This window comes from Polaribacter sp. Asnod1-A03 (assembly GCF_045063585.1).
Lineage (GTDB): Bacteria > Bacteroidota > Bacteroidia > Flavobacteriales > Flavobacteriaceae > Polaribacter.
In genome coordinates this window covers 237,403-264,401 of record NZ_JBEFOE010000009.1, presented here as the reverse complement: position 1 = coordinate 264,401, position 26,999 = coordinate 237,403, and the positions used below count along the sequence as shown (strand labels likewise).

The 26,999-nt window shown below is 28.7% G+C and carries 17 protein-coding genes; 9 read left to right on the top strand and 8 right to left on the bottom strand.

The window, feature by feature from the left end:
• The first annotated feature begins 4 nt into the window (after nt 1–4).
• The 4 genes from ACJJVY_RS01580 to ACJJVY_RS01565 all read left to right on the top strand — a co-directional run bounded on the left by ACJJVY_RS01580 (nt 5) and on the right by ACJJVY_RS01565 (nt 9,504).
• The gene (locus ACJJVY_RS01580) at nt 5–2,200 is read left to right on the top strand and encodes an endonuclease (protein WP_405604452.1); all 2,196 of its coding nucleotides are present in this window, start codon (nt 5–7) and stop codon (nt 2,198–2,200) included.
• A 65-nt stretch (nt 2,201–2,265) separates the two neighbouring features.
• Entirely contained in the window at nt 2,266–4,350 is a 2,085-nt protein-coding gene (locus ACJJVY_RS01575; protein ID WP_405604450.1) for an endonuclease, read from the top strand.
• Between the two features lie 161 nt (nt 4,351–4,511).
• The gene (purL, locus tag ACJJVY_RS01570; protein WP_405604447.1) at nt 4,512–8,189 is read left to right on the top strand and encodes a phosphoribosylformylglycinamidine synthase; all 3,678 of its coding nucleotides are present in this window, start codon (nt 4,512–4,514) and stop codon (nt 8,187–8,189) included.
• Between the two features lie 97 nt (nt 8,190–8,286).
• Complete coding sequence (locus ACJJVY_RS01565; protein WP_405604445.1) at nt 8,287–9,504, top strand: threonine/serine exporter ThrE family protein; 1,218 nt, start codon at nt 8,287–8,289, stop codon at nt 9,502–9,504.
• A gap of 144 nt (nt 9,505–9,648) precedes the next feature.
• Here the strand turns inward: ACJJVY_RS01565 and ACJJVY_RS01560 are convergent, their stop codons facing one another.
• From ACJJVY_RS01560 to ACJJVY_RS01545, 4 genes are all read right to left on the bottom strand, one after another.
• A complete protein-coding gene (locus ACJJVY_RS01560) occupies nt 9,649–10,395 on the bottom strand; it encodes a head GIN domain-containing protein (protein ID WP_405604443.1) in 747 nt (248 codons plus the stop codon).
• Nucleotides 10,396–10,481: 86 nt separating this feature from the next.
• Nucleotides 10,482–12,896 carry an ABC transporter permease gene (locus ACJJVY_RS01555; RefSeq protein ID WP_405604441.1) on the bottom strand — a complete coding sequence of 805 codons (2,415 nt, stop codon included), beginning with the start codon at nt 12,894–12,896 and terminating at the stop codon, nt 10,482–10,484.
• Between the two features lie 25 nt (nt 12,897–12,921).
• Nucleotides 12,922–13,623 carry an ABC transporter ATP-binding protein gene (locus ACJJVY_RS01550; protein ID WP_405604439.1) on the bottom strand — a complete coding sequence of 234 codons (702 nt, stop codon included), beginning with the start codon at nt 13,621–13,623 and terminating at the stop codon, nt 12,922–12,924.
• A 124-nt stretch (nt 13,624–13,747) separates the two neighbouring features.
• A complete protein-coding gene (locus ACJJVY_RS01545) occupies nt 13,748–14,992 on the bottom strand; it encodes an efflux RND transporter periplasmic adaptor subunit (RefSeq protein ID WP_405604437.1) in 1,245 nt (414 codons plus the stop codon).
• A gap of 161 nt (nt 14,993–15,153) precedes the next feature.
• Here ACJJVY_RS01545 and ACJJVY_RS01540 point away from each other — a divergent pair, with 161 nt between their 5' ends.
• Both ACJJVY_RS01540 and ACJJVY_RS01535 read left to right on the top strand, forming a co-directional pair.
• Entirely contained in the window at nt 15,154–16,524 is a 1,371-nt protein-coding gene (locus tag ACJJVY_RS01540) for a sigma-54-dependent transcriptional regulator (protein WP_405604435.1), read from the top strand.
• Nucleotides 16,525–17,847: a sensor histidine kinase gene (locus tag ACJJVY_RS01535; protein ID WP_405604433.1), complete on the top strand. Its 1,323-nt coding sequence runs from the start codon at nt 16,525–16,527 to the stop codon at nt 17,845–17,847.
• A 7-nt stretch (nt 17,848–17,854) separates the two neighbouring features.
• Here the strand turns inward: ACJJVY_RS01535 and ACJJVY_RS01530 are convergent, their stop codons facing one another.
• Together ACJJVY_RS01530 and ACJJVY_RS01525 are read right to left on the bottom strand one after the other, a co-directional pair.
• On the bottom strand, nt 17,855–18,310 hold the full coding sequence (locus ACJJVY_RS01530) for a hypothetical protein (RefSeq protein WP_405604431.1): 456 nt from the start codon (nt 18,308–18,310) through the stop codon (nt 17,855–17,857).
• Nucleotides 18,301–18,864 carry a hypothetical protein gene (locus ACJJVY_RS01525; RefSeq protein WP_405604429.1) on the bottom strand — a complete coding sequence of 188 codons (564 nt, stop codon included), beginning with the start codon at nt 18,862–18,864 and terminating at the stop codon, nt 18,301–18,303. The genes ACJJVY_RS01530 and ACJJVY_RS01525 overlap by 10 nt, the downstream gene beginning before the upstream one ends.
• Nucleotides 18,865–19,122: 258 nt before the next feature.
• On the opposite strand from ACJJVY_RS01525, the gene ACJJVY_RS01520 reads away from it, so the two are divergent.
• The 3 genes from ACJJVY_RS01520 (at nt 19,123) to ACJJVY_RS01510 (ending at nt 23,044) form a co-directional block, all read left to right on the top strand.
• Nucleotides 19,123–19,935 carry a helix-turn-helix domain-containing protein gene (locus ACJJVY_RS01520; protein ID WP_405604427.1) on the top strand — a complete coding sequence of 271 codons (813 nt, stop codon included), beginning with the start codon at nt 19,123–19,125 and terminating at the stop codon, nt 19,933–19,935.
• 244 nt (nt 19,936–20,179) lie between these two features.
• Nucleotides 20,180–20,974 carry a pentapeptide repeat-containing protein gene (locus tag ACJJVY_RS01515; protein WP_405604425.1) on the top strand — a complete coding sequence of 265 codons (795 nt, stop codon included), beginning with the start codon at nt 20,180–20,182 and terminating at the stop codon, nt 20,972–20,974.
• A 294-nt stretch (nt 20,975–21,268) separates the two neighbouring features.
• Entirely contained in the window at nt 21,269–23,044 is a 1,776-nt protein-coding gene (locus ACJJVY_RS01510; RefSeq protein WP_405604423.1) for an AMP-dependent synthetase/ligase, read from the top strand.
• Between the two features lie 114 nt (nt 23,045–23,158).
• Here ACJJVY_RS01510 and fabG read toward each other — a convergent pair whose 3' ends face one another.
• Both fabG and ACJJVY_RS01500 read right to left on the bottom strand, forming a co-directional pair.
• Nucleotides 23,159–23,902 carry a 3-oxoacyl-[acyl-carrier-protein] reductase gene (gene fabG / locus ACJJVY_RS01505; protein WP_405604421.1) on the bottom strand — a complete coding sequence of 248 codons (744 nt, stop codon included), beginning with the start codon at nt 23,900–23,902 and terminating at the stop codon, nt 23,159–23,161.
• Between the two features lie 100 nt (nt 23,903–24,002).
• Nucleotides 24,003–26,972 (bottom strand): M16 family metallopeptidase, encoded by a 2,970-nt coding sequence (locus ACJJVY_RS01500; RefSeq protein WP_405604419.1) that lies wholly within the window; start codon nt 26,970–26,972, stop codon nt 24,003–24,005.
• Nucleotides 26,973–26,999: the final 27 nt, after the last annotated feature.

Sequence of the window (26,999 nt, the reverse complement as noted above, 5' to 3'; positions counted from 1 at the left end):
CTAAATGATAAAAAAACTACTATTTCTATTTATTATTACATTAACTTCTATTGGTTTTTCTCAAGAACAATATTATTTTAATGTAGACTTAACTTTAACAGGAATTCAGCTTAAAGATGAATTGGCTGCTAAAATTATAGCAACACACACTAGAACCTTAGAGTATACAAGTAATGGCCCAGATGTTTGGGACGCTACCAAAGCTACTGATGAATACACAGAAAACACTGATGAAGTTGTTTTATTTTATGGCTGGGAAGAAGGAAGAGATCAAGACATAACAAACGATTACTCTCGTGATAAAGATTTACAAGACACAGGAAACTCTTCTATTACAGAAGTTTGGAATAGAGAGCACGTTTTTCCTAAATCTTTGGCAAACCCTGTTTTAGATACAGATGTACCTGGTCCCGCAACAGATGGTCATCATTTAAGAGCTGCAGATAGAACACGTAATTCTACCAGAAACAATAGAAAATATGGTAGAGGTTCTGGTAACTCAGACTTTTCTTCAGACACTTATAATGGATTAAGTGGTGCAAATACACCTGCTTGGTATCCTGGTGATGAATGGAAAGGTGATGCCGCAAGAATGATAATGTATATGTATTTACGTTACGGAGAAGTTTGTTTGCCAACTGCTGTTGGTGTTGGTAGTACAGAATTTACGCCTGATGAAATGATTGATTTATTTTTAGATTGGAATGCAGAAGACCCAGTTTCTGATATTGAAATTGCTAGAAATAATTATCATGAAGACACTAGAAACTATGCTGCACAAGGAAACAGAAATCCTTTTATAGACAATCCTTATTTAGCTACAAGAATTTGGGGAGGAACTTCTGCAGAAGATAGATGGGGTATTTACACGGGTAGTGATACAGAAGCACCTACTACTCCAACCGATGTTACTTTAAGTAATATTACTTTAACTACTATAGATGTTTCTTGGACAGCTTCTACAGACAATGTTGAGGTTTCTGGTTATAATGTTTATGTTGATGATGTTTTAACCGCACAAACTTCAAACACTAGCCTAACAATAGACAACTTAAATACAAATACAAACTATAGTTTTACAGTTGTGGCTAGAGATATTATTAATAATCTTTCTACTGCAAGTGAAGCTGTTAATGGTACAACCTTAGAAGATACAGAAGCACCAAGTGTTCCTACTAATGTTACTGTAAGTAATTTTTCTGACTCTTCTTTTAAAGTAAGTTGGTCTGCTTCTACAGATAACAATGCTGTAGCTAGTTACGATGTTTATTTAGATGGTACTTTTAATGCTAACACATTAGATTTATCACATACAATAACAGGGTTAAGCAAATCTACAACCTATTCAGTTGAGGTCTTAGCAAAAGATATTGATGGTAATACTTCCGCTAAAAGTACAGCTATAAATGCAACTACTACAGATGGTTCTTCTAACGGAATTACAGAATTATTTATTTCTGAATATGTAGAGCCTAGTGAATTAAATAATAAAGCTATAGAAATTGTAAACTTATCTAGTGCTACTATTAGTTTAGCAGGATATAGTTTACGAAAGCAATCTAACGGAAGCACTACTTGGATAGATGATTTTAAATTAGATACAGGAGATGTAACAAGCATTATACCTAACGATGTTTTTGTAGTTTCACATGCGGATGTTTCTGATACTCATCTTATAGCAGAATCTGATTTATCAGGTCCACCTAACAATGAGGATAATAATTATGGTTCTCCATTAAACTTTAACGGAAATGACCCTGTTGGTTTATTTAAAAATGGAGTATTAATTGATGTAATTGGTGAAGAAGGAAATTCTAGCAATCATATACAAAACGGAACTTACCGTAGAAAAAGCACTATAACTGTACCAAATAGCACTTATACTGTAAGTGAATGGGATGTTTTAGCAGCAGATACTTTTGACGGTATTGGTAGCCATACCGCTACACTAAGTAGCACAACCTTTACTTTTGAATCTTTTAAAATGTTTCCGAACCCAACAAACGGAAATAATGTTTACTTTAGTGTAACAGAAGATGCAACTATTAACGTTTATAATGTTTTAGGTAAATTAGTTAAAACTACAGAAGTTACAAAAAGTAAAAACAGTATTGATATTTCTGAATTTTCTAAAGGAATTTATCTAATCAAAATTAATTCTGGTAAACAATTCATTACAAAGAAATTAATTAAAAATTAACACATTTATACTTTAACAAAAAACGATTCATTTTTAATGGATCGTTTTTTTTAATTATTACAATTATGAAAAAACATCTACTTTTTTTATCTCTTTTTTTAACTACAATTTTAAACTTTGCACAAGAACAATATTACAACAATGTAGATTTAACCAAAGAAGGTTTAGACTTAAAAGAAGAATTAGCTGCAAAAACAATTGCAGCTCATACAAACTCTTTAAGTTATACACCTGGAGTTTGGGAAGCTTTAAAAGTTACAGATTTAAACCCTGAAAATGACCAAGAAGTATTATTAATATACGGGTATGAAGACACCACTTCTGGTTTAACAGCTAGAAGAAGAGGTGTAAATGATAATAGTGGAAATCAAGGAGATTGGAACAGAGAACATACTTATGCTAAATCTTTAGGAAATCCTAATTTAGGTTCAACTGGTCCAGGTGCAGATGCTCATCATTTACGTCCTTCAGATGTAACTTATAATAGCCAAAGAGGTAATTTAAAATTTGCTGATGGCTCTGGTAATTCTGGTAGCGTTTCTGGTGGCTGGTATCCTGGTGATGAATGGAAAGGAGATGTTGCAAGAATGATGATGTATATGTACATTCGTTACGGAGACCAGTGTTTACCCAATGGAGTAGGTATTGGTAACAATGCAAACGTTGGTGATGATATGATTGATTTATTTTTAGAATGGAATGTAGAAGATCCTGTATCAGATTTTGAAAGACAAAGAAATACCTACCACGATTCTAATGCCACTTACGCACAAGGAAACAGAAATCCTTTTATAGACAATGCGTATTTAGCGACAAGAATTTGGGAAGGAGAAAATGCGATAGATTCTTGGGGAATTTATATTACTTCTGATGATGAAGCACCAACTGTACCAACAGATATTAGTTTAAGTAATATTACAACTTCTACAATAGATGTTTCTTGGACTGCCTCTACAGATAATGAAGCGGTATCTAAATATGAAATCTATGTAGACGGAACTTTAAAAGGGCAAACATCAGATATTAATTATACAATTACAGGCTTAACACCTAATACAACTTATGCAATATCTGTATTAGCAAAAGACATTGCTAGTAATAAATCTGCAAAATCTACAGCAGTTAACGGAACAACTACAACCGATACAACAGCACCAACTGTACCTACAAACGTTACAATTAGCAATATTTCTGGTACAACTTTTAAAGTAAATTGGTCTGCTTCTACAGACGATACCGCTGTAACTGGTTATGATGTTTATATTGATAATACTTATAACGCAACAACTACAGAAACAAATTATACTGTTTCTAATTTAGTAACTTCTACTACTTATGCTGTAAGTGTTTTAGCCAAAGATGCTTCAGATAATAAATCAGCACAATCTACAACTGTTAGTGCAACAACAACAGATGGTTCTGCTATTGCAAATGAATTATTTTTCTCTGAGTATGTTGAAGGTGGAAACTATAGAAAAGCGATAGAAATTGCAAATCTTACTGGTAGCATTGTAGATCTATCTAATTACTCTATAGCAAGACAATCTAATGGTTCTTGGGAAACTCCTTTAGCTTTAAGTGGTTATTCTATCGGTATAGATGATGTTTTTGTTATTACTAACAGTAATACAGGGAATGAAATATTAATTGATGAAAGTGATTTAGGAATACCAAACTCTACTCCTATGACATTTAATGGTGATGACAGAGTTGGTTTATTTAAAAATGATGTATTAATTGATATTATTGGAGACTTAAACGGAACTTCAAGCTTTGCTCAAGATGTTACACTTAGAAGATTATTAACGGTGACTAGCCCAAATACTACTTATACAGAAAGTGAATGGGAAGAACTTCCTAAAGATACAGTTGATGGAATTGGAATTTACAACTCTAACACAGCAAGTGTAAGTACATCAATATTTACTGGCTTTAAAATGTTTCCAAACCCGGTAGCTAATAAATTATACTTTAATACAACAGAAGATGTAAGTGTAAACATTTATAATCTTATAGGTAAATTGATACAATCATCAGAAATTTCTAGTACTAACAATAATCTTGATGTTTCTAATTTATCATCAGGCATTTATCTTGTAAAAATTAGTAACGGAAATCAATTTATTACTAAAAAAATAATGAAAAATTAATTTCTACATTATACATTTACAAAAAAAGACTGCTTCGGCGGTCTTTTTTTTGGTTAATAAACAAGTGAATAACTAAAAAATTTCGATTCAATTAATGTGATGTTTTAAATTGAAAAAAAGTAAATTTGCATTTTTACAACAAACGCTAACACAACACAATAATGATTCATTTCTTTGGAAACAAAAACAGTAAAATATATGCTGTTCAAACAACAAAAGAATTAACTACAGAAACAATTGCTAAATTGACATGGCTTTTTGCCAATCAACCTAAGATAGAAGAAACGTCAATCGATGCATTTTTTGTTGGGCCAAGAGCTGCCATGATTACTCCTTGGAGTACAAATGCAGTAGAAATTACTCAGAATATGGGTATTTCTGATATCATCAGAATTGAAGAATTTGTAGCTTCTACAGAAGATTTTTCTGATTTTGATCCAATGATTTCTGAAAAATTTAAAAGTTTAACACAAGATTCTTTTTCTATCGAAATTCAGCCAGAAGCTATTTTAGAAATTGATGATATTGCTGCTTATAACAGTCAAGAAGGATTGTCTTTAAGTGATGAGGAAGTTGAATATTTAGAAAGTGTTGCTACTAAAATTGGAAGAAAACTAACAGATTCTGAAGTTTTTGGTTTTAGCCAAGTAAATTCAGAACACTGTAGACATAAAATATTTAACGGAACTTTTGTTATTGACGGAGAAGAAATGCCAACTTCTTTATTTAAATTGATAAAAGAAACGTCTAAACAAAATCCTAACGACATTGTTTCTGCTTACAAAGATAATGTTGCTTTTATAAAAGGTCCAAAAGTGGAACAATTTGCACCTAAAACGGCAGACAAACCAGACTTTTATCAAACACAAGATTTTGATTCTGTAATTTCATTAAAGGCAGAAACACACAATTTCCCTACAACTGTAGAGCCTTTTAACGGGGCGGCAACAGGTTCTGGAGGAGAAATTAGAGATAGATTAGCTGGTGGTAAAGGTTCTTTACCTTTAGCAGGAACAGCTGTTTACATGACTTCTTATTCTCGTTTAGAAGAAACTAGGTATTGGGAGAAAAAGTTCGAAGCTAGAGATTGGTTATACCAAACTCCTATGGATATTTTAATAAAAGCTTCTAACGGAGCTTCTGATTTTGGAAATAAATTTGGTCAGCCTTTAATTACGGGTTCTGTATTAACTTTTGAACACGAAGAAAACGCTTCTGTTAGTGATTCTCCCGCAAGAAAATTGGGTTTTGATAAAGTAATTATGCAAGCTGGTGGAATTGGTTACGGAAAAGCAGACCAAGCTCTAAAAGATACTCCTAAAGAAGGTGATAAAATTGTAATTTTAGGTGGTGAAAACTACCGAATTGGAATGGGTGGAGCAGCAGTTTCTTCTGCTGACACAGGAGAATTTGCTTCAGGAATTGAATTAAATGCAGTACAACGTTCCAATCCAGAAATGCAAAAACGTGCTGCAAATGCAGTGCGTGGAATGGTAGAAAGTGATGAAAACTTTATTGTTTCTATTCATGATCATGGAGCAGGTGGACATTTAAATTGTTTATCTGAATTGGTAGAAGATACAGGTGGTAAAATCGATTTAGATAAATTACCAGTTGGAGATCCTACTTTATCTGCAAAAGAAATTATTGGTAACGAATCTCAAGAAAGAATGGGGTTAGTTATTGCAGATAAACATTTAGAAACTTTACATAAAATTGCAGATAGAGAACGTTCTCCTATTTATGATGTTGGTGAAGTTACAGGAAATGATCGTTTTACTTTTGAATCTAAAACTACTGGTGAAAAACCAATGGATTTAGCTTTAGAAGACATGTTTGGTTCATCGCCAAAAACAATAATGACAGATAAAACTGTCATCAGAAAATATAAAAATCCACGTTATAAAACCAAGAATTTAAAAATCTATTTAGAGCAAGTTTTACAGTTAGAAGCTGTGGCTTGTAAAGATTGGTTAACAAATAAAGTAGATAGATGTGTAGGTGGTAAAGTTGCCAAACAACAATGTGTGGGGCCTTTGCAAATTCCGTTGAATAATGTTGGAGTTATGGCATTAGATTATAACGGAAAAGAAGGAGTTGCTACTTCAATTGGCCACTCTCCTATTTCGGCATTAATAAACCCAGAAGCAGGAAGTAGAAATGCAATTACAGAAAGTTTAACCAACATTATTTGGGCTCCTTTAAAAGATAATTTAGATGCTATTTCTTTATCGGCAAACTGGATGTGGCCTTGTAAAAATGAAGGTGAAGATGCGCGTTTATACAAAGCAGTAAAAGCTGTTTCAGAGTTTTCTATTGATTTAGGAATCAATGTTCCAACAGGAAAAGATTCTTTATCAATGAAACAAAAATATCCTGATGGCGATGTAATTTCTCCTGGTACAGTAATTATTTCTGCAGCAGGAAATTGTAACGAAATTAGTAAAGTTGTTGAACCTCTTTTACAAGTTGATGGAGGAAATATTTACTATATCAACATTTCTCAAGACGAATATAAATTAGGCGGTAGTTCTTTTAACCAAGCATTAAATGCTATTGGTAACGAAACTCCTGATGTAACAAATGCGTCTTACCTAAAGAAAACTTTTAATACAATTCAAAAATTAATTAAAGCGGATAAAGTTAAGGCAGGACACGATATTGCTTCTGGTGGATTTATAACAACTTTATTAGAAATGTGTTTTGCAGATGTAAATTTAGGTGCAGATTTTGATATTTCTGATTTAAATGAAGAAGATTCTATAAAAGTATTGTTCTCAGAAAATGCAGGAATTGTTTTTCAAGCAGATGCTTCTGTAGAAAAAGAATTTGAAGAAATGGGAATTGCTGTTTTCAATATTGGTACAGCAAACAATTCTGGTACTGTTAACATTAAAAATAATGAGGATGCATTTACTTTTGATGTTGCTAAATTAAGAGATGTTTGGTACAAAACATCTTTCTTATTAGATCAAAAACAAACAGCTAATAATTTAGCGCAAGATCGTTTTGACAATTATAAAAAACAACCTTTAACTTATAAATTTCCTGAGAATTTTACTGGTAAACTTCCTGTTATTTCGAGCGCAGTCGAAAAACCAAAAGCAGCAATTATTCGTGAAAAAGGTTCAAATTCTGAACGTGAAATGGCAAATGCGATGTATTTAGCTGGTTTTGACGTAAAAGATGTACACATGACAGATTTAATTTCTGGTCGTGAAACTTTAGAAGATATTCAGTTTATTGGAGCCGTTGGTGGTTTCTCTAATTCGGATGTTTTAGGTTCTGCAAAAGGTTGGGCAGGTGCTTTTAAATACAACGAAAAAGCAAATACGGCATTAAAAAACTTCTTTAAAAGAGAAGATACTTTATCTGTTGGTATTTGTAATGGAGCACAATTGTGGATGGAATTAGATTTAATTAATCCTGAGCATAAAGTACACGGAAAATTAGGTCATAATGATTCTCAAAAACACGAAAGTTCTTTTACTTCTGTAAAAGTGCAAGAAAATAATTCGGTAATGTTATCTTCTTTAGCAGGTACAGAATTAGGTGTTTGGATTTCTCATGGTGAAGGAAAATTTAACTTACCAGAATCGGAAGAAAACTATAATATCGTAGCGAAGTATGGTTATGAAGGGTACCCTAATAATCCTAATGGATCAGACTTTAACACCGCAATGATGTGTGATGCTTCTGGAAGACATTTAGTTACAATGCCTCATATAGAGCGTTCTACTTTTCAATGGAATTGGGCAAATTACCCTACAAATAGAAAAGATGAAGTTACCCCTTGGTTAGAAGCATTTGTAAACGCTAAAAACTGGTTAACAAAATAATATTGTCCTTATAATATATAATAAAAAAAGGGCTTTACAAAAAGCCCTTTTTTTGGGTTTTAATCAAAAATAGAATCAAATTATTGAGTAAGTAAAAATGAAAGTTCCAAAAAAATATCAATTTATAGTAGACATAGGAAAAGCCTTGCATATATATGGAATTCCTTCCTATAAAATTCAATCTTACCTAACACAAGTAGCCGATACAAAAGGCATTACAGGTAGTTTTATGGATTTACCTACTTGGATAAATTATGTGTTTTATGAGGATAAAAATTCTTATAATTATATTGAATCGATTCCGCCTGGATCTTTAAATTTAGGAGCATTTTCTAGAATTGATGAATTAACCAATAAAGTAATTGATGAAGAAATTAACGAAGATGAAATTGAAGAAGAATTAAAAATTATTCATGCAAAAACCAAAGAGGTTAATCATTATTATTTAACCTTAGCTCATGCTTTTGCTGCTGGATCTTTTAGTATGATGATTGGTACAAACTGGATTTCTTTTGGATTTGCTTTATTACTAGGAGCATTGACTTATCTTTTTGTGTTTTTAGCAACAAAATCTAAATATATAGAAAATGTATTCGAATCATTATCTGCTTTAGTAGTTACAATTATTTCTTGTTTACTAACCTATATTTTTCCTGATTTTAATTTAGGTTTAACCATTTTAGCTTCTATCATTATTTTTATTCCTGGTTTAGCTATAACAACGGCTTTAGAAGAAATAACTTCTAAAAGTTTAGTTGCAGGAGGTGCAAAACTTTTTGATGCTGTTGTGGTTTTATTTAAACAATTTTTTGGTGTAATACTCGGTTTAGGTTTAATGACATCTTTAATAGATATTGATTTAACATTTTATGTTTCTAATCTACCAAAATGGACTATCTTTTTGGCTATTCCCGTATTTTCTATCACAGTTTTACCAATATTTCAGGTTAGAAAAAAAGATATGTTTTTTGGAGTTTTAACAGGTATTTTTGCTTTTTTTATGGCTGTTATATTGTCTTCTGGTCTAGGTATTTTAGGAAGTACATTTATAGCTACTTTGGCCGTTGTAGGAATCAGTAGAATATTTGGTCGAATTTCTAAAACACCAAAATCTGTTTATTTAACACAAGGTATTGTTATGTTGGTACCTGGAAGTAAATCTTTTATGGGTTTAAGTAATTCTTTCTTTAACCCTTCTATTACTGCTTCTGCCAACTTATTTGAAGAAGTTGCTTTTATATTAATGGCAATAATTGGTGGTCTTCTATTTGCTGGAACATTTAGAGAAAGAAAACCTAAAAAAATAAAATTATAGGTCTTAATCTCATATATAAAAAAAAACAGCTTTTAGAAAAAATCTAAAAGCTGTTTTTTTTTGCGTTAGGGATTGCAATGGCATCCTTTTTGTTTTTCACAAAAAGATATAATGAAAAGCCCGACCTTTGGGAACGCCCAAAAATTACTGAACTCTTTTAATTGTAGACTCTCCAATAACAAGACCTTTTTTTAATTGTGCATTTCCTTTATAAAGAACCGTTGCTTCTCCGTAAGCAGTAACTTTTATCTTTTCTGATGCATTTAATTGAAAAACGCCATCTCCGTAAGCCGTTAACTTTGTTTCTTTAGAAGCAACATCTGCAGCCATTATTTTACTTGCTCCGTATGCTGTTAACTTTTGTTGATTTACTTTTCCGTTTTCAATCTTTAAAAAACTATCTCCATAAATAGAAACATCTAATTTATCAACATCAATAGTATTTATTGTTACTTCTGATTTGCCATAAATTCTAAGTGTACATTCTTGTTGAGTTAAAGGAGTTTGAAACGTTATTTTCTCTTCTCCTCTTAAAGAAAATATAGCTACATCTGTATACGTAATAATTAATTTTACAACTCTATTGTTGTATAACGGAACTTTCTGTTCGTAATTATTCTTAATTATTTTTTTGTTTTTTGTGTAGGTTTTAGCCCCTTCTAAATATACTTGCAATGTTCCTTTTTCTATTTCGTATAGAAATTTTTCTCTGTCAACAATAATATCATCAATTACAATACTTGCTTCATTTCCTTTTTTTAAGACAACTTCTATGTGTGGACTTACAATAATTTTATCAAAACTTTGATTTAGTTTAATAGTTTCTTGTGCCTTTAAATTACTGCTGATCGATACTAAAAATATAAAGAAAATAGTTAATTTTAATTTCATGATTTTTGTTTAAAGTTAGTTTTAAAATGTATTAAAGTTACATAAAAGACTACGCTATTTTTAATTTGTGACTAATTTTTAAAAAATTATTCAAATTTTAAATATTTAATCAAATCTATTTTTGTGGCATTGTATGCTTTTAAACCTACAACTAAAAAGACTAAAATTGATAATATTATTGGAGTTATTATAAACGGTAATATTGGCATATCTATTCTATAAACAAAATCTTCTAACCAATTTTCCATTAAGTAATATGCAATAGGAATTAGAATTAATGAAGCAATGACCGTTATTTTTAAGAAACTTTTAATCAACTGAAACATAATTTCTTTTACCGAAGCTCCTAAAGTTTTACGAATTGCAACTTCTTTTAATCTCTGTTGAATAGTAAGTGTTGCTAATGCAAACAAACCTAACAATGAAATAATAATTACTACTGATGTTAAAACTAAAAATAACGTTTTTTGATTTTGATATTTCTTGTAAGTTCTTGCAAAACGTTTATTTAAAAATTGTGCATTAAAAGGATATCCTTGTTCTATATTTTCTTGCCAATAGTTTTCTATATATTCTAATGTTTCTGGTATATTATTTGGTTTTATCTTAATCTGCATTTGCCAAAAATTGTTTTTCATCCAATCAAAAGTATTCCAGTGAAACATAAATGTTGGTTGTATTTTATTGTCTAAACCCATTGTATGATAATCTTTAACCATACCAATAACCTGTAAGTTATTACCATCATTATCTTCATCTCCAAAACCAGCATCAATCTTTTTACCTATAGGATCATCATAAATATTTAGCTGTTTTGCCAAAGTTTCATTGATTAAAATATTTTTTATAGTATCTGATGCTTTTTCTTCTTGCAAGCCTCTACCCTTTACTATTTTAACACCTAAAACATCTAAATAATTATGATCTATTGCATTACCATAAGACTGTACAGAAATGTCTTTAAAATCTAAATTAGTAGAAGTAGAACTACCGCCTCCAATAGAATAAGAATTACTAGTAACTACATCAATATTTGGGTTTTTAATTAATTCTTTTTTAGCCAGCTCGTACTTTTTATATCTATCATTAAAATCATTTAATGATACCACTACAATTTGATCTCCATTATAACCTAAATCTTTTTTCATCATATAATCTACCTGATTATAAATTATTAAAGATCCTGTAAGAAAAAAACCAGAAATTAAAAACTGTAAACCTAACATTAAGTTTCTTGCAAAAATACCTTGTTTACTTCTAGATACATTCCCTTTTAAAACTTCTACTGCTTTAAATTTAGAAAGATATATTGCAGGTATAAAACCTATTAAAACGGATACTGATAAGGCGATTATAGCAATCTGAATAAGTAAACTGAAATTTAAAATTGAAATCTCTTTTTTCATAAAATCATTAAAAACAGGTAATATCAATTCTACTAAAACTAAAGAAAAGATAAAAGAGATTAAGCCTTGTAATACAATTTCTAGAGAATACTCTTTAATTAAATTTGATTTAGAGAGACCTAATGTTTTTTTAACACCAACTTCTTTTGCTCTTTGTGTTGCAGAAGCAATAGAAAGGTTTATAAAATTAACACTAGAAATTATGATTAATAGAATAGACAACGAAAGCATGATAACTATTAATTGATAATTTCCTTTTCCTTCTGGCCCTGCATCATCTGCAATTGTTTTTAATCTAGTCTCTTTTAAAGGTTCTAAGATTACTGTTGTTCCGTGTTTTTCAAAAAATTCTTCTGGAGAAATACCATCCTTTTTTGCTAATGGTAATGTTGCATTTTTATACCAAACATCATTTGTTTTTTTATTTAAAGTTGCTAATGATGTATTTTTATGGGTCTTTACAAACAAAACATTAGCAAAACTCCCCCAATGACCTTCTAATTCCTCTTCAAACTGAATCACTATTTTTGGCATAAAATAATGTTTTCCTGTTATTTTATAAACAGTAGTAACAATAAAATTTCTACCATATAATTCAATTGTTTTTCCAATTGCGGAATTATTTCCAAATAGTTTTTTGGATTGCTCTTCAGAAATTGCTAAATGATTTCTTGCCTCCTTAAAATTTTCTGCACTCCCTTCTATAATTTCAAAAGGGAAAAAATCAAAGAAATTAGACATTCCTTTTAATATGTCATAAACATATAACTGTTTATTATCTGTTTTTACAATATCACCACCCATCCAGGAATTACTTAGATAAATATCTGTTATTTCCGGAATATCAACTAAATATTTTTCGCCTTCAACATTGGTACTACTTGCCCAAATATTCCCATCAGACATTTTATGAATTACTCTATAAATTTCATTTACATTTGGGTTGTTTGTATTATAGCTTTGTTCATCATTTAAGTATAACAATACTATTAATAAACCTGCAAAACCAACAGTTAAACCCAGTATATTCACCAAGATATTTAACCAATTTTTCTTACTATTTCTAAAAAATATTTTAAACCAAGTTTGTATCATTTGTTATGTTTTTTTTGTGGATATATTATTTGATTAAAACATCAACTTTGTGATCATTTTCTTTTTCTGATATAATTTCTCCATCTTTTAAAGTGATAATTCTTGATGAAAATTGTGCATCATAAGAAGAATGTGTAACCATAACAATAGTTGCCCCTGTTGTATGCAATTCTGTAAGTAATTCCATAACGTCATTTCCACTTTTACTATCTAAGTTTCCTGTAGGTTCATCTGCCAAAATCAATTTTGGGTTCGTTACCAAAGCTCTTGCAACAGCAACTCTTTGTTGTTGCCCACCAGATAATTGTAACGGAAAGTGTTTTGCTCTGTGTGCAATTCCTATTCTTTCTAAAATTTCATTAACTCTTTGTTTTCTTTCAGACGCTTTTACTTTGTTGTAAATTAAAGGCAATTCTACATTTTCGTAAACAGTAAGTTCATCAATCAAATTAAAGTTTTGAAACACAAAACCAATATTTGCTTTTCTAATTGCTGCTCTTTGTTTTTCATTAAAACCTGCAACTTCTGTTTCATCAAACAAATAACTTCCATTATTTGGCGCATCTAGTAAACCAATAATATTTAATAAAGTTGATTTACCACAACCAGATGCGCCCATGATAGAAACAAATTCACCTTTTTTTACTTCTAAACTTAATTTATTTAAAGCGGTTGTTTCTACTTCTTCTGTTTTATAAACTTTGATTAAATCTGTTATTTTTATCATTTTGTATGTTTTTAAATTTTATTTATTTTTAATTAGTTCTCGATACAATTTTTCTTCCTGCGTCAGAAAAATCACTCGAACTGACATTTCTGAAAACTGTGGCTGAATACTGCCCAACTAAATCTTATTCAATATTTATTTCTTCTACTTCTTTAAAATCATCATAATTAGAAGTAATTACACGATCTCCTTCTTGTAATCCTTCTAAAACTTCATAATAGAAAGGATTTTCTTTGCCTATTTTTATAGCTCTCTTTACTGCTTTGTTTTCAGCATTTAATACAAAAACCCATTTACCACCTGTACTTTGATAAAACAATCCTTTTGGAATTAATAATGCTTTTGTTTTTCCTGATAAGAATACTTTTGTTTTTAAAGACATTCCTCTTTTTACATCTTCTGATAAAGTGTCTTTTTTAAACAACAGTTCCACTTTAAATTGTCCGTTTTTTACTTCTGGATATATTTTTGATAATTTTATATCATATTTTTTTGCATTTACAGCCACACTACCGTTTATATCTTCCTTTAGTTTAGAAATATAATATTCATCAACATTGGCAACTAATTTGTATCCGTCTAAAACATCCATTTTACCAATAGGCTGACCTTGATTGTAATTTTCTCCTAAAATCGGATTAAAAGAAGAGAGTAAGCCATCTACAGGTGCTTTTACTGTAAAATTTTCTCTATTTTTACGTAATAATTCTAAGCTTTTTTCCATATTTAGTAATGAAGTATTTATTCTAGATAACTGTACATCTCTACTCTTCTTTTCTTCAGAAACACTTTTTTTAATAACTTCATTTCTTTCTTTTTGAAACGTATGTTCTTGTTTTGTTTTGTCAAAATCATTTTTAGCGATTACTCCTTTGCCATACAATTTTGTATCTAACTCATATTGACGTTTGGCATTTCTAAAATCATTATCAATGCTTAACAATTGTTGATCTAAACTTAATTGTTGATTTTTAATACTTACTCTTAAATTTCTTAAATTATTAATCTGCTCTATCATAGCAGTTTCTTGTGTTAAATAATTTAATTCTGCATTTGGGTTGTAGACTTTTAGCAATGGAGTTCCTTTTTTAAGTAGTTGTCCACTTTCTACAAAAATTTCTGAAACAGAACCTCCTTGAATAACGTTTACTAATACAGATGTTTTTGGTTCTACAGTACTATTGAATAAAACTACATCTTCAAAATCTCCACGTATAACTGTTTTAATTGTAACATTGTCTTGTTTTAAATTTACCTGTTTTTTACGTGTTGTATTTATTAAAAAAACACTTATTAATACTACAATTGGTACTCCCCATATTAACATTTTTTTAGTGGTTTTCTTTTTTGGTTGAATTTGTTTATCCATTTTAACTATTTTCTTTGACATCAATAAAACCATAAATATGCCATTAATTAAAAAATTTCAAATAATTAATATTCAGAACCTTATGTGTTTTTAAAAAAAATAATATGTTCAAAAACGAACACATATTTGTTCATTATTAAACAAATAACTAACTATGTAGTATGAGAAAAAAAGATGCCACCATTTTAATTGCTGATGATGATGATGATATTTTATTTTCAGCTAGAATTAGTCTAAAGAAATATTTTTCTGAAATAATTACCACTAATAATCCAAAGAAGATTGGTAATTATTTAACAGAGAAAACTATAGATGTTGTTCTGTTAGACATGAATTATAGAATCGGTTTTGAAGATGGAAAAGAAGGTTTGTATTGGTTAAAACATGTTAAAGAAATTAGCCCAGAAACTACTGTAATTTTAATGACAGCCTTTGGTAGTGTAAATTTAGCAGTAAACGCGATTAAAAAAGGAGCTACAGATTTTATACTTAAACCTTGGAATACAGAAAAGTTGTATGGAATTGTAAACGCCGGTGTAGAACTCTCTCGCTCTAAAAGAAAAAACACACAATTAGAAACGGTTCAAAAGTTAAATGATAAAGATTTTCACAATAAAACTGAACACATTATTGGAAAATCTGAAGCAATGCAATCTGCTTTAAATTTAGCACAAAAAGTAGCGCCTACAGATGCTAATATTTTAATTTTAGGTGAAAACGGAACAGGAAAATATGTATTTGCTAAAGAAATTCATTTACAATCAGAACGTAGAAATCATCCATTTATTCATGTAGATTTAGGCTCTTTAAATGAAAACTTATTTGAAAGTGAATTATTTGGTTATGCAAAAGGAGCTTTTACAGATGCACAAAAAGATACTATTGGTCGGTTTGAATTGGCAAAAGGAGGTACTATTTTCTTAGACGAAATCGGGAATTTACCACTTCATTTACAAGCAAAATTATTAACTGTTGTTCAAAATAGAAAGGTTACACGTTTAGGAGAAGGAAATGAACGTGCTATAGATGTAAGAATCATTTGCGCAACCAATGCAGATATCCATAAAATGGTAGATGAACAATCTTTTCGTCAAGATTTATTATTTAGAATAAACACCATCGAACTAAATTTACCTCCTTTAAGAGAGCGTATTGGAGACATTACTTTATTAGCAGATCATTTTTTAAAAAAGCTAAATTTAAAATATAGAAAAAGCATTGAAGGTTTTAGCAACACAGCTTTAAGTGCTTTAAAAAAATATCATTGGCCAGGTAATATTAGAGAAATTGAACATATTGTAGAACGTGCAGTTATTATTACAGATAACATCCAAATAGAACCCGAAGATTTACATTTTTCTACCAAAAAAATAGATGTATCTTTAACTGACAATCTAAACCTAGAAGACACCGAAAAGTTATTAATTGAACAAGCTTTAAAAAAACATCAAGGTAATATTTCTAGAGCGGCAAAAGATTTAGGTTTAACAAGAGCTGCGTTGTATAGAAGAATAGAAAAACATCAATTATAAATGGGGAAACCTCAATTTATTCAAATAATAATTAGAATACTGTTATTAGTTTTTAATGGAATTATTATTTATGTGACACAATCAAAAGGATTTTTTGTAAATACTTTTGGGTTTTCTTTACTATTTGGTTTTCAATTAATTTTACTGATTACTTACTTTAAAAAACTTTTTAATGATATTGAAAAATCTATAGATTGTTTATTACATGATGATTTTTCGAATACTATTTCTAAAGAAAAAAGAAAAAACTCCTTACATAACAAAACGGCTTTATTATTAGAAAAACATAGAAAAAAGAGTTTGTTAAGAACATCAGAATCTTTAATTTTCACCAATATTATTGAAAGTTTAAGTATTGGTATGCTGATACTAAGAAAAGATGCCAATGAAGAAATAGAAGTATTTCAAATTAATAAAGCTTTTACAGGTTTTCTTAAAATACCAAAGTTTTATAATTGGAAATTACTAAAAGAAAAAATTGGAGATTTAAGCAATTTTGTATATAAATGGCAAAATTTTAAACACACCATAACCATTGATATCAGTGGTAATAAAGAAAGTTTTTTCTTAAAAACCTCTGTTACACAAACTAATGAATATGAATATTTAATCATTTCGTTAGAAACCATTCAACAATTAATAGATAAGAAAGAAAAAGAAGCTTGGTATAAATTAATGAATGTAATGTCTCATGAAATAATTAATACCATTACGCCTATTAGTAGTTTAGCTGAAAATCTAGATTCTCTTTTACAAGAAAATGAAAACGACCAAGAAACTATTGAAGAATTATCTGAAGGTTTAAAAATTATCAAAAGAAGATCACATCATTTAACTTCTTTTGTTGATACTTATAGAAAATTAGCAGAATTACCTTTGCCTCAAAAAGTTGCATTTAACTTTACTGAAGTGATTGAAAATACGTTACTCCTTTTTCGTCAAGAATTTACTTCTAAAAACATAAAAATACTATTTAACAACCTAAATACTATATCTATTAATGCAGACAAACAACAAATTGAACAAGTAATTATTAATTTAATATCTAATTGTTTGTATGCTTTCGTTGGTATTGAAAATCCAGAAATAAAAATCGTTATTTTAGAAGAAAATAACCGAATACAATTAACAATATCAGACAACGGAGTTGGTATTTCTGATGATATTAAAGAAAATATTTTTATTCCTTATTTTACAACTAGAAAAGATGGTTCTGGTATTGGTTTAACCTTAAGTAAAAGTATTATAGAAGCTCATAATGGTAACATCTCTTTCAATTCAAAAGAAAACAACACTAATTTTGTTATCACTTTTAAAAAATAAATATTGCTTAATTTTTCTTTTTCATTCTACTTCTCATTTGTCTTCTAAGCAACAAAAAACCATTACTAATACTTTTTTTCTTCTTTAATACAGGAATACTTAACGTTACTAATAATGCTATACAAGCTGCAGAACCTAAACCACCACCAAAACCGTTAAAATAAGTACTTGTGTTAAAGTAGATAATTGTAAATACGACTCCAGAAATACCTATTAAAACATGATTAGAAACAACTTTAGAAGAAACCATACCTATAAAAGAAGCGCCAAAACAAACCAAAGGTATATTATCTGTTAAATAAGCTGATAATAAATTAGGGAATATTAAAACTGATATACCTGCAATTACACCAACTATAGCAGAAGACCTAACAGGACTTTGTTTCCACTTTATTTGCAAAACAAACGTAGCTACCGCAGAACCACCACCAATAATTAGTAATAATAAAAACTCTAAATCCATTGAGAAATTAAATAGGTTATAAAAAAAGCAATTGCAACTCCACCAAAAGCTAAGGTACCTAGTTTGCCACCAAAACCATGAAAAGTACCTTTTGTACCTACCAACATAAAACCTGTTATAGCACTTGCTAATGCAATAAAGATATAATCTGGCGCAATACTAACATTGGTCATACCAACAAAAGTACCGCAATAAACAGCTGTTGGCATTCCTTTTATAAAATTATTGTCTTTAAAAAAATTAGGGATAAAGCTAACTACTAAACCAACTAAACTTGCAGATAATACACTACCTAAATTAAAGGAATTACTTAAAACGTATGTTACAATTGCACCAAAAAACACAAAAGCAACAGTTAATACATGCTCCAAGTCATGATTTTCTGCTTTAAGCGATGTCTTTTTGTATGTTATAAATAACAAAACAATTGCTAAAACAACAAAAGTTGAAACAAAAATATTATTCTGTTTTTCAAATAAAATTGCCGCTAAAAAACCTAAATGACTTAATATAATTAGAATAAAAGAAAGCTGTTTTACGCGTTTTTTAATCATGGTTACTATTTAAAATTACACAAAAATACTCTTTTTAGTCTCTTAACTTAAAACCATTTTTACTAAATATTTACATAATTATATATAAAAAACAAGAAATCCCCCATTAATTCACAGTAAAAAGTGAAATTTAATCAACTATTTATTATCATTAACAAAAAAAAGAACACTTTATTCTTATTACACTAAAAATGAATTAGATTTATTAATTGTCACTGATTTTACTGTAAATTTGGTTTGCTTTTGAAAATCAAAAAAATGACATTTAATTATCTTAATTCTAAAGATAATAGAGATCTTATAAGAGATTTATTTTTCTTAAAGTTTTCTAAAGGTGACCTCCCTTTTAAAACTGTTATTTTACCTTTAGGTTTACCCGCCTTAGTTTATATTTCTAATGATAAACAAGAAACTTTAATTAAAAATATTAGAAAACCCGTAAAAAAAGGTTTAACACTATTCGGTCAATTTTATGGAGCCTACAAGTATATTATAAATGATGATACTAAAAATTTTGGAGTCCATTTAAACCCTACCTCATTATATAAAATTTTAGAAAAAGATATATCTCAATTTACAAATAAGCAAACTCCTTTAGATCAAATTAATAAACCAATATCAAAAAAGATAGAAACTATAATTTTAGAAAATAAAAATAATTTATTAGAATGTGAAAAAGAAATTATTAGTTTTATTAATAATCTTAGTGTTAGTAATGACAAAGATATTTTCTATATAGAAAAAGCAATTGATTACATCTATCAAAAAGAAGGCTTACTTAAAGTCAACGAATTATTAGATATTTTGCCATACAGTCAAAAATCTTTACAAATAAAATTTAAAAAAATAGTTGGTATTACTCCAATTAAGTTTGTAAAAATTATTCGTTTCAATCAAATATTGATAAAATATCAAATTCAAAAGAAAGATATAAACGAGCTATTGTTTAAATATAATTACTATGACATCTCTCATTTTAATAAAGATTTTAAACTAATGATGAATGAAAGTCCTAAATTATTTTTTGAACAAAAAAACCATCTTTTTTTAGATCAATATTTAAATAAATAATCAAAAATTACGATTTTTTACTTAAATATAAGTTTATAATAAGTTATTTTCGCAATTAGTGTTAAAATATTTTGGGGGAAATAATTTTAATACGAAATACAAAAATTTATTTTTTGTAATTAAAAGCCTTATTTAATTATAAGGTTTTTTTTATCCATTTTTTTTTTAAGTATTTGTACTTTTTCTGTCACAAATAAAAATTCAGTTTGTCATTAGTATGTAACCTTTATAAAAACTTAAAAAAATGAAAAATAAAATAACACTATTTACATTCTGTCTTTTCTTAGCAACATCTTTTTCTTTTTCTCAACAAAAAATAGAAGCTTCAAAAATTATAAATGATATCAAAGCAGGTAAATCTATCTCTATAAAAAATGCAACAATTATTGGTGTTTTAGATTTTACTTTTATGGATGAAGCTCTTAAAAAAAATACAAAAACTAAAAAAAGTAGTTGGTTTAATTGGGGGAGTAACAATTCTTCTAATGAGGTAAAGAAGTATATAGAAAATGAAATTTCATTTATAAACTGTACTTTTAAAAATGATGTTTTAGCATACATACCAGATGAAGATTCTGGTTATACATTCACTGCTAGTTTTAAAAATATTTCCATATTTAAAAATTGTAATTTTAAACAAAAAGCAATGTTTAAATACTCTAGATTCGAAAAAAATGCTGATTTTTCAGGTTCCTCTTTTGACGATGATAGCACTTTTAAATATGCTAAATTTGATAAAAACATAAGCTTTAATAACACTACTTTTGATGAAGTTGCTACCTTTAAATATGCTAAATTTAATAATAATGTAAGTTTTGCTGATGCTATTTTTAATGATACAGCCATCTTTAAATACACTAACTTTACAAATGGAGTTTCTTTTAGAAATACAAATTTTGAAGAAGATTTAAATATTAAATACATGAAAGTTTCTGGTGAGTTTGATATTTCTAAAATGAAAGTTGCCTATGAGATTGACTCTAAATACACAAAAATTAATGGCAATAGCTTTAACAAACACTTAATTAGCAGTAAATAATATTTTTTGATTCTATGTTAATAGAACTACATTAAATTCTCTCTTCTTAAAAATTCAAACAAAAGCCATTTTAAATATTTATATTTAAAATGGCTTTTATTTTTTTTGATATTTAAAATGCAAAAAGATAACTAATCAAATAAATTATACGTTTTTTTAAACAATCCTTATGATATTTAACAATAAAAAAATATTAGACTTTAAAAATTATATTATTCTTAATATAAAAGTCTTTAAATAACTATTTGTTAAATCGGGTTTAAATTGTTAATTTGCATTTTGAAATAAAAATTTATGGCAATAACAGTTAAAAGGTTGTTCGATTTTCCTTACTATCAACAAGAAAATTACAATTTAGAAAAAGCTTTCTTATCTAAAAATAGTGGCCATTGGATAGCTACAAGTACTCAAGAATATATAGATCAAGCAAATAAAATAAGTAGAGCTTTAATTCAATTAGGGGTTAAACCCAATGATAAAATAGCTGTAATATCTTCTACAAATAGAACGGAATGGAATATTTGTGATATTGGTGTATTACAAACCGGAGCACAAAATGTTCCTATCTACCCTACAATATCTAAAGATGATTATGCATTTATTTTAAATCATTCAGAATCTATTTATTGTTTTGTGTCTGACAAAGAAGTTCTTAAAAAAGTAAATAAGATTAAAAATAAAACCAGTTTAAAAGCAGTTTTTACTTTTGATGATATTAAAGGAGAACAAAATTGGAAAGAATTATTAACTTTAGGTGAAGACCATAGCAATCAAAATATATTAGAAGACAGAAAAAATAATATTGATGAAAATGATTTAGCTACCTTAATTTATACTTCTGGTACAACAGGTAAACCCAAAGGTGTTATGCTTTCTCATAAAAATATTGTTTCTAATGTTTTAAGCTCAGAAAAACGAGTTCCTTTTATTAAAGGAAAATCTAAAGGTTTAAGCTTTTTACCGGTTTGCCATATTTTTGAACGCATGATTTTATATTTATATCAATATTGTGGTGTTTCTACTTATTTTGCGGAATCTATAGAAAAGCTTTCTGAAAATGCCCAAGAAGTAAAGCCACAAGTAATGACAGCTGTACCTAGGTTGTATGAGAAAATTTACGATAAAATTATTCTAAAAGGAGAAGCTTTAAAAGGTATTAAAAAAGGACTTTTCTTTTGGGCTGTAAATTTAGGTTTAAAATACCAACCAAATGGAGCGAATGGTTGGTGGTATGAGACTCAATTAAAATTAGCTAGAAAATTAATTTTTTCTAAGTGGCAAGCTGCTTTAGGTGGAGAATTAAAAATAATGGTTTCTGGAAGTGCTGCTTTACAACCAAGATTAACAAGAGTATTTGCAGCAGCAGGTATGCCAATTATGGAAGGTTATGGATTAACTGAAACATCTCCTGTAATAGCTGTTAACGACGAAAGAAACAATGGTTTTAAAGTTGGTACTGTTGGTAAGGTTATTGATGATGTAGAAATAAAAATAGCAGAAAATGGTGAAATTCTAGTAAAAGGACCTAACGTAATGCTAGGGTATTATAAAGAACCTGAAAGAACTGAAAATGTAATTAAAGACGGTTATTTTTATTCTGGTGATAAAGGTGAGATAGACAATGATGGTTTCTTAAAAATAACAGGTAGAACAAAAGAAATGTTTAAAACATCTGGTGGTAAATATGTTGTTCCGCCATTGTTAGAAGGTGAGTTAAAACAATCTTTATTTATAGAACAAGTAATGGTAATTGGAGAAGGCGAAAAAATGCCAGCTGCAATTATACAACCTAATTTTGAATTTATTGGCGATTGGATTCGTCATAAAAAATTAAATATAGGTACAACCTCAAAAGAAATAGCTACTTCAGAAATTGTAATTGCACGTATTCAAAAAGAAGTTAATAAATACAACAAAAAATTTGGACAATGGGAACAAATTAAACGTTTTGAATTAACTCCTGAAGTTTGGACTTTAGAGCAAGGTCATTTGACTCCAACAATGAAAATGAAAAGAGATATTATCAAAGAAATTTATAAAGATTTATATGATAAAATCTATAATAATTAGCTTTATTTATTCTGTTCTTTTGCGCACGTAAAAGAAAAACAAAAACTAATCTCAATAAAAAAAGCTTCAATATTTAAAATATTGAAGCTTTTCTATTTTATATAAATTAAAATTCTAATTCATTCCTCCGTCTACAGATAAAGTTTGCCCAGTAATGTAAGCACTCATATCCGAAGCTAAAAACACACATGCATTTGCAATATCAATCGGCTGTCCTCCTCTTTTTAATGGAATTCCATCTCTCCAACTTTGTACAGTTGCCTCATCTAATTTTGCTGTCATTTCTGTTTCTATAAAACCAGGAGCAACAACGTTACTTCTAATATTTCTAGAACCTAATTCTAATGCTACAGATTTAGAAAAACCAACAATACCTGCTTTAGATGCTGCGTAATTTGCTTGACCAGCATTTCCTTTAATACCAACAACAGAACTCATATTAATAATAGAACCAGCTCTTTGTTTCATCATTGGTCTAATTACTGCTTTTGTTAAGTTAAAGACAGATTTTAAGTTAACTTCTATAACTTTATCAAAATCGTCTTCAGAAATACGCATTAACAAATTATCTTTTGTTATACCTGCGTTATTTACTAAAATATCTATAGTACCAAATTCTTTTAAAACTTCTTTAGCCAATTCTTGTGCTGCATCAAAATCTGCTGCGTTAGACTGGTATCCTTTTGCAGAAACTCCAAAAGCTTTTAATTCTTCTTCTAAAGCATTTGCTGCATCTACAGAAGAACTATAAGTAAAGGCTACATTTGCACCTTGTTTAGCAAATTCAATCGCAATTCCACGTCCAATACCTCTAGTTGCACCAGAAATAATTGCTGATTTATTTTCTAATAATTTCATATGATGTAATTGTTTTTTAAGACCTCAAATATACTAAAATTAAAAAACTCGTAACACAATATTGTCTTACGAGTTTTCTTATTTTTTTTGCTAAATAAAATTAGAGTTTTACCTCTTTTTTGTCTACATAATTAAACAAATAATCGATATCTAACTCTTTTATTTTACCTAACTTTTGTAAAGATTTTACATCTAAATCTTTTTTGTTACCAATAACCATTACGTTGTAAGATTCTCCTTTTACATTTTTATCAAAAAATGCTTTTAAATCTTCCATGGTCATATTTTTAATAGTATTGTACATTTCTTCTCTGTTATCATTATCAATACCTAATTTTTGTAATCTTTCATAAGACCAAAAAATATTTGATTTTGTAATTCTTTGAGCTGCTAACTTCTTTAAAGTCGCTTCTTTTGCTGCATTAAACTGTTTTTCTGCTTCTGGCATATCATTCATTAAACTCATCATTGCATCTACAGCTTGCTCCAATTTATTAGCTTGTGTACCCACATAAGCCATTACATAATTAGGCGAATCTTTTTTTGATGCTCCTTGATAAGCTGCAAAAGCAGAATATGCTAAAGATTTAGATTCTCTAATTTCTTGAAAAACAATTGATGATAACCCACTACCAAAATAAGTATTAAACAATGTAGAAGCTGCCATATTATCTGGGTTAAAAGGTTCTCCTTTAGCTAAAAACAATAATTCTGTTTGTACCATATCATAATCTGTAAAGAAGACATTTCCACCAGTTTCTGTTTCTTCATATACTTTTGCAATAGGATATTCTTTTAAATCTCCATACAGTTTATGATGTGTATCTAAAGCAGAAACAGCAGACTCTACATCTTTTCCATAGTAAAACACTCGTTGTTTGTAGTTTTTCATGTCTTTTACAAGCGCCACTAACTCTTCTGGATTTATTGCTTTTAATTCATCTATTTGCATAATATCTCTTAATGGAGAATCTTCACCATATTGACCATAATTCATCAATCCATTCCAAAAAATATTTCCTTTTTGAGTTTTTCCATCTAAACGGCCTTTGTAAATTTTTTCTACATATTTATTATAAGCTTCTTTATCAGCAACAGCATTATCCCAAAGGTGCTCTAATAATTCTAATCCTTTCGGTAAATTTTCTTTTAAACCATTTAAACCAACATACGTTCTATCTCTAGCTGTATTTACGTAATAAGAAATTCCTAATTTGTAAAACTCCTTTTTTAATTCTTCATTAGTGTATTTATCTGTACCAAGATATTCTAAATAACCGGCCGCTAAAGTTAATTTTTTATCTGTATCACTTCCCATATCAAAAATGATGTTTAAATCAAACAAATCATTTTTTTCATTTAAAACATAAGAAACTTTAATATTATTTTCCATATTTGTTTCTTTTATAGCTTCTTTATAATCTACAAACTGAGGTTGCAAAGGTTCTGCTTCTATTTTATTAAATTCAGTTATATACTCAGAACTTTTATCTCTGTTTAAATTTACAGGAGTAATCCCAGGATTAGCAACTTTAACGATGTTCTTATCTTCTCCCTTTCTTTTATAAGTTAAAACATAATTGTCTTTATAAAATTCATTAGCAAAAGCAACTAACTCTTCTTTTGTTATTTTCTTTAAATCATCTAAAAACTGTACTCTTTCCGACCAATCTTGTTGATAAATAAAAGCATCTACGTAAGTGTTTGCTAAAGCAGAATTGTTTTCGTATTGACGAGTTTGACTCAATTTTAAGTCATTTACCACCGCTTCAATCATCCAATCTTCAAACTCTCCATTTTTTAACTTTTCTATTTGTTCTAAAAGTAAGTCTTTAACTTCATCTAAAGATTGACCAGACTTTGGACTTCCTGTAAAAGAATGATATCCATAATCATTTAAAAAAGTTGGAGAACAACTTGCTCTTTGTACAGCTTGTTTCTGATTTAAATTTAAATCGATAATACCAGCATTACCATTTGCCATGATCATATCACAAAGCGTTACAAATTTTTCTTCTTCTGTATTTACTCCTTTAGATCTAAAAGCGATAGAAATATTCTCTGATGTTGGTCCAAAAACTTCGTTTATTATAGGCGATGTTATTGGTGTTTCTTTAGGTAAAGTTGGGTGTGTTAATTCTTTCTTTTCAAATTTTCCAAAAGCATCATTTACTTTTTTAATTGTTGGTTCAAACTCAAAATCACCTACCAAAACAACAGCCATATTATTTGGCACATAATATTTATCGAAATAATTATGAATATCAATCATTGAAGGATTTTTTAAATGCTGACCTGTACCAATTGTTGTTTGTTGACCATAAGGATGATTTGGGAATAAACCATCTAACATAGCAGCATACAATTTTCTAAAATCGTTGTCTTGCCCTCTATTAAACTCTTCAAAAACCGCTTCTAATTCGGTATGAAATAATCGTAACACTAATGTGCTAAAACGTTCAGATTCTAATGTAATCCATTTATTAAATTCATTAGCAGGAATTTTATTAGTATACACAGTTTGTTCAAACCAAGTATATGCATTTGTACCAGTTGCTCCTAAAGAAGCTGTCATTTTATCATATTCATTAGCAATAGAATGATTAGAAGCTTCTAAAGAAACTTTATCTATTTCTTGATATATGGCCTTCTTTTTTTCTGGATCTTCTTCTGTTCTATGTTGTTCGTATAAATCAGAAATTTTTTCTAAATACACTTTCTCTTTTTCCCAATCAGCAGTACCTATTTTATGAGTTCCTTTAAAAACCATGTGCTCTAGATAATGAGCTAAACCTGTAGACTCTTTCGGATCGTAATTAGAACCGGCTCTAACTGCAATGAAAGTTTGAATTTTAGGTTCATCAGAATTTTGACTTAAATATACTTTTAATCCATTCTCTAAAGTATACAAACGTAATCCTGTGGGATCATTTTTTACGGTTTCATAAGTTAAACCGTTAGTGTCTTTTTGTGAAGTAACTTTGTAACTTACCTCTTTTTCTTTATCAGAATTGCAACTTAAAGTTGATACTAATAAAAAGATAAGCGATAGCAATTTAATCTGTTTCATAATTTTATGGTTTAGGTTGAATAAAAA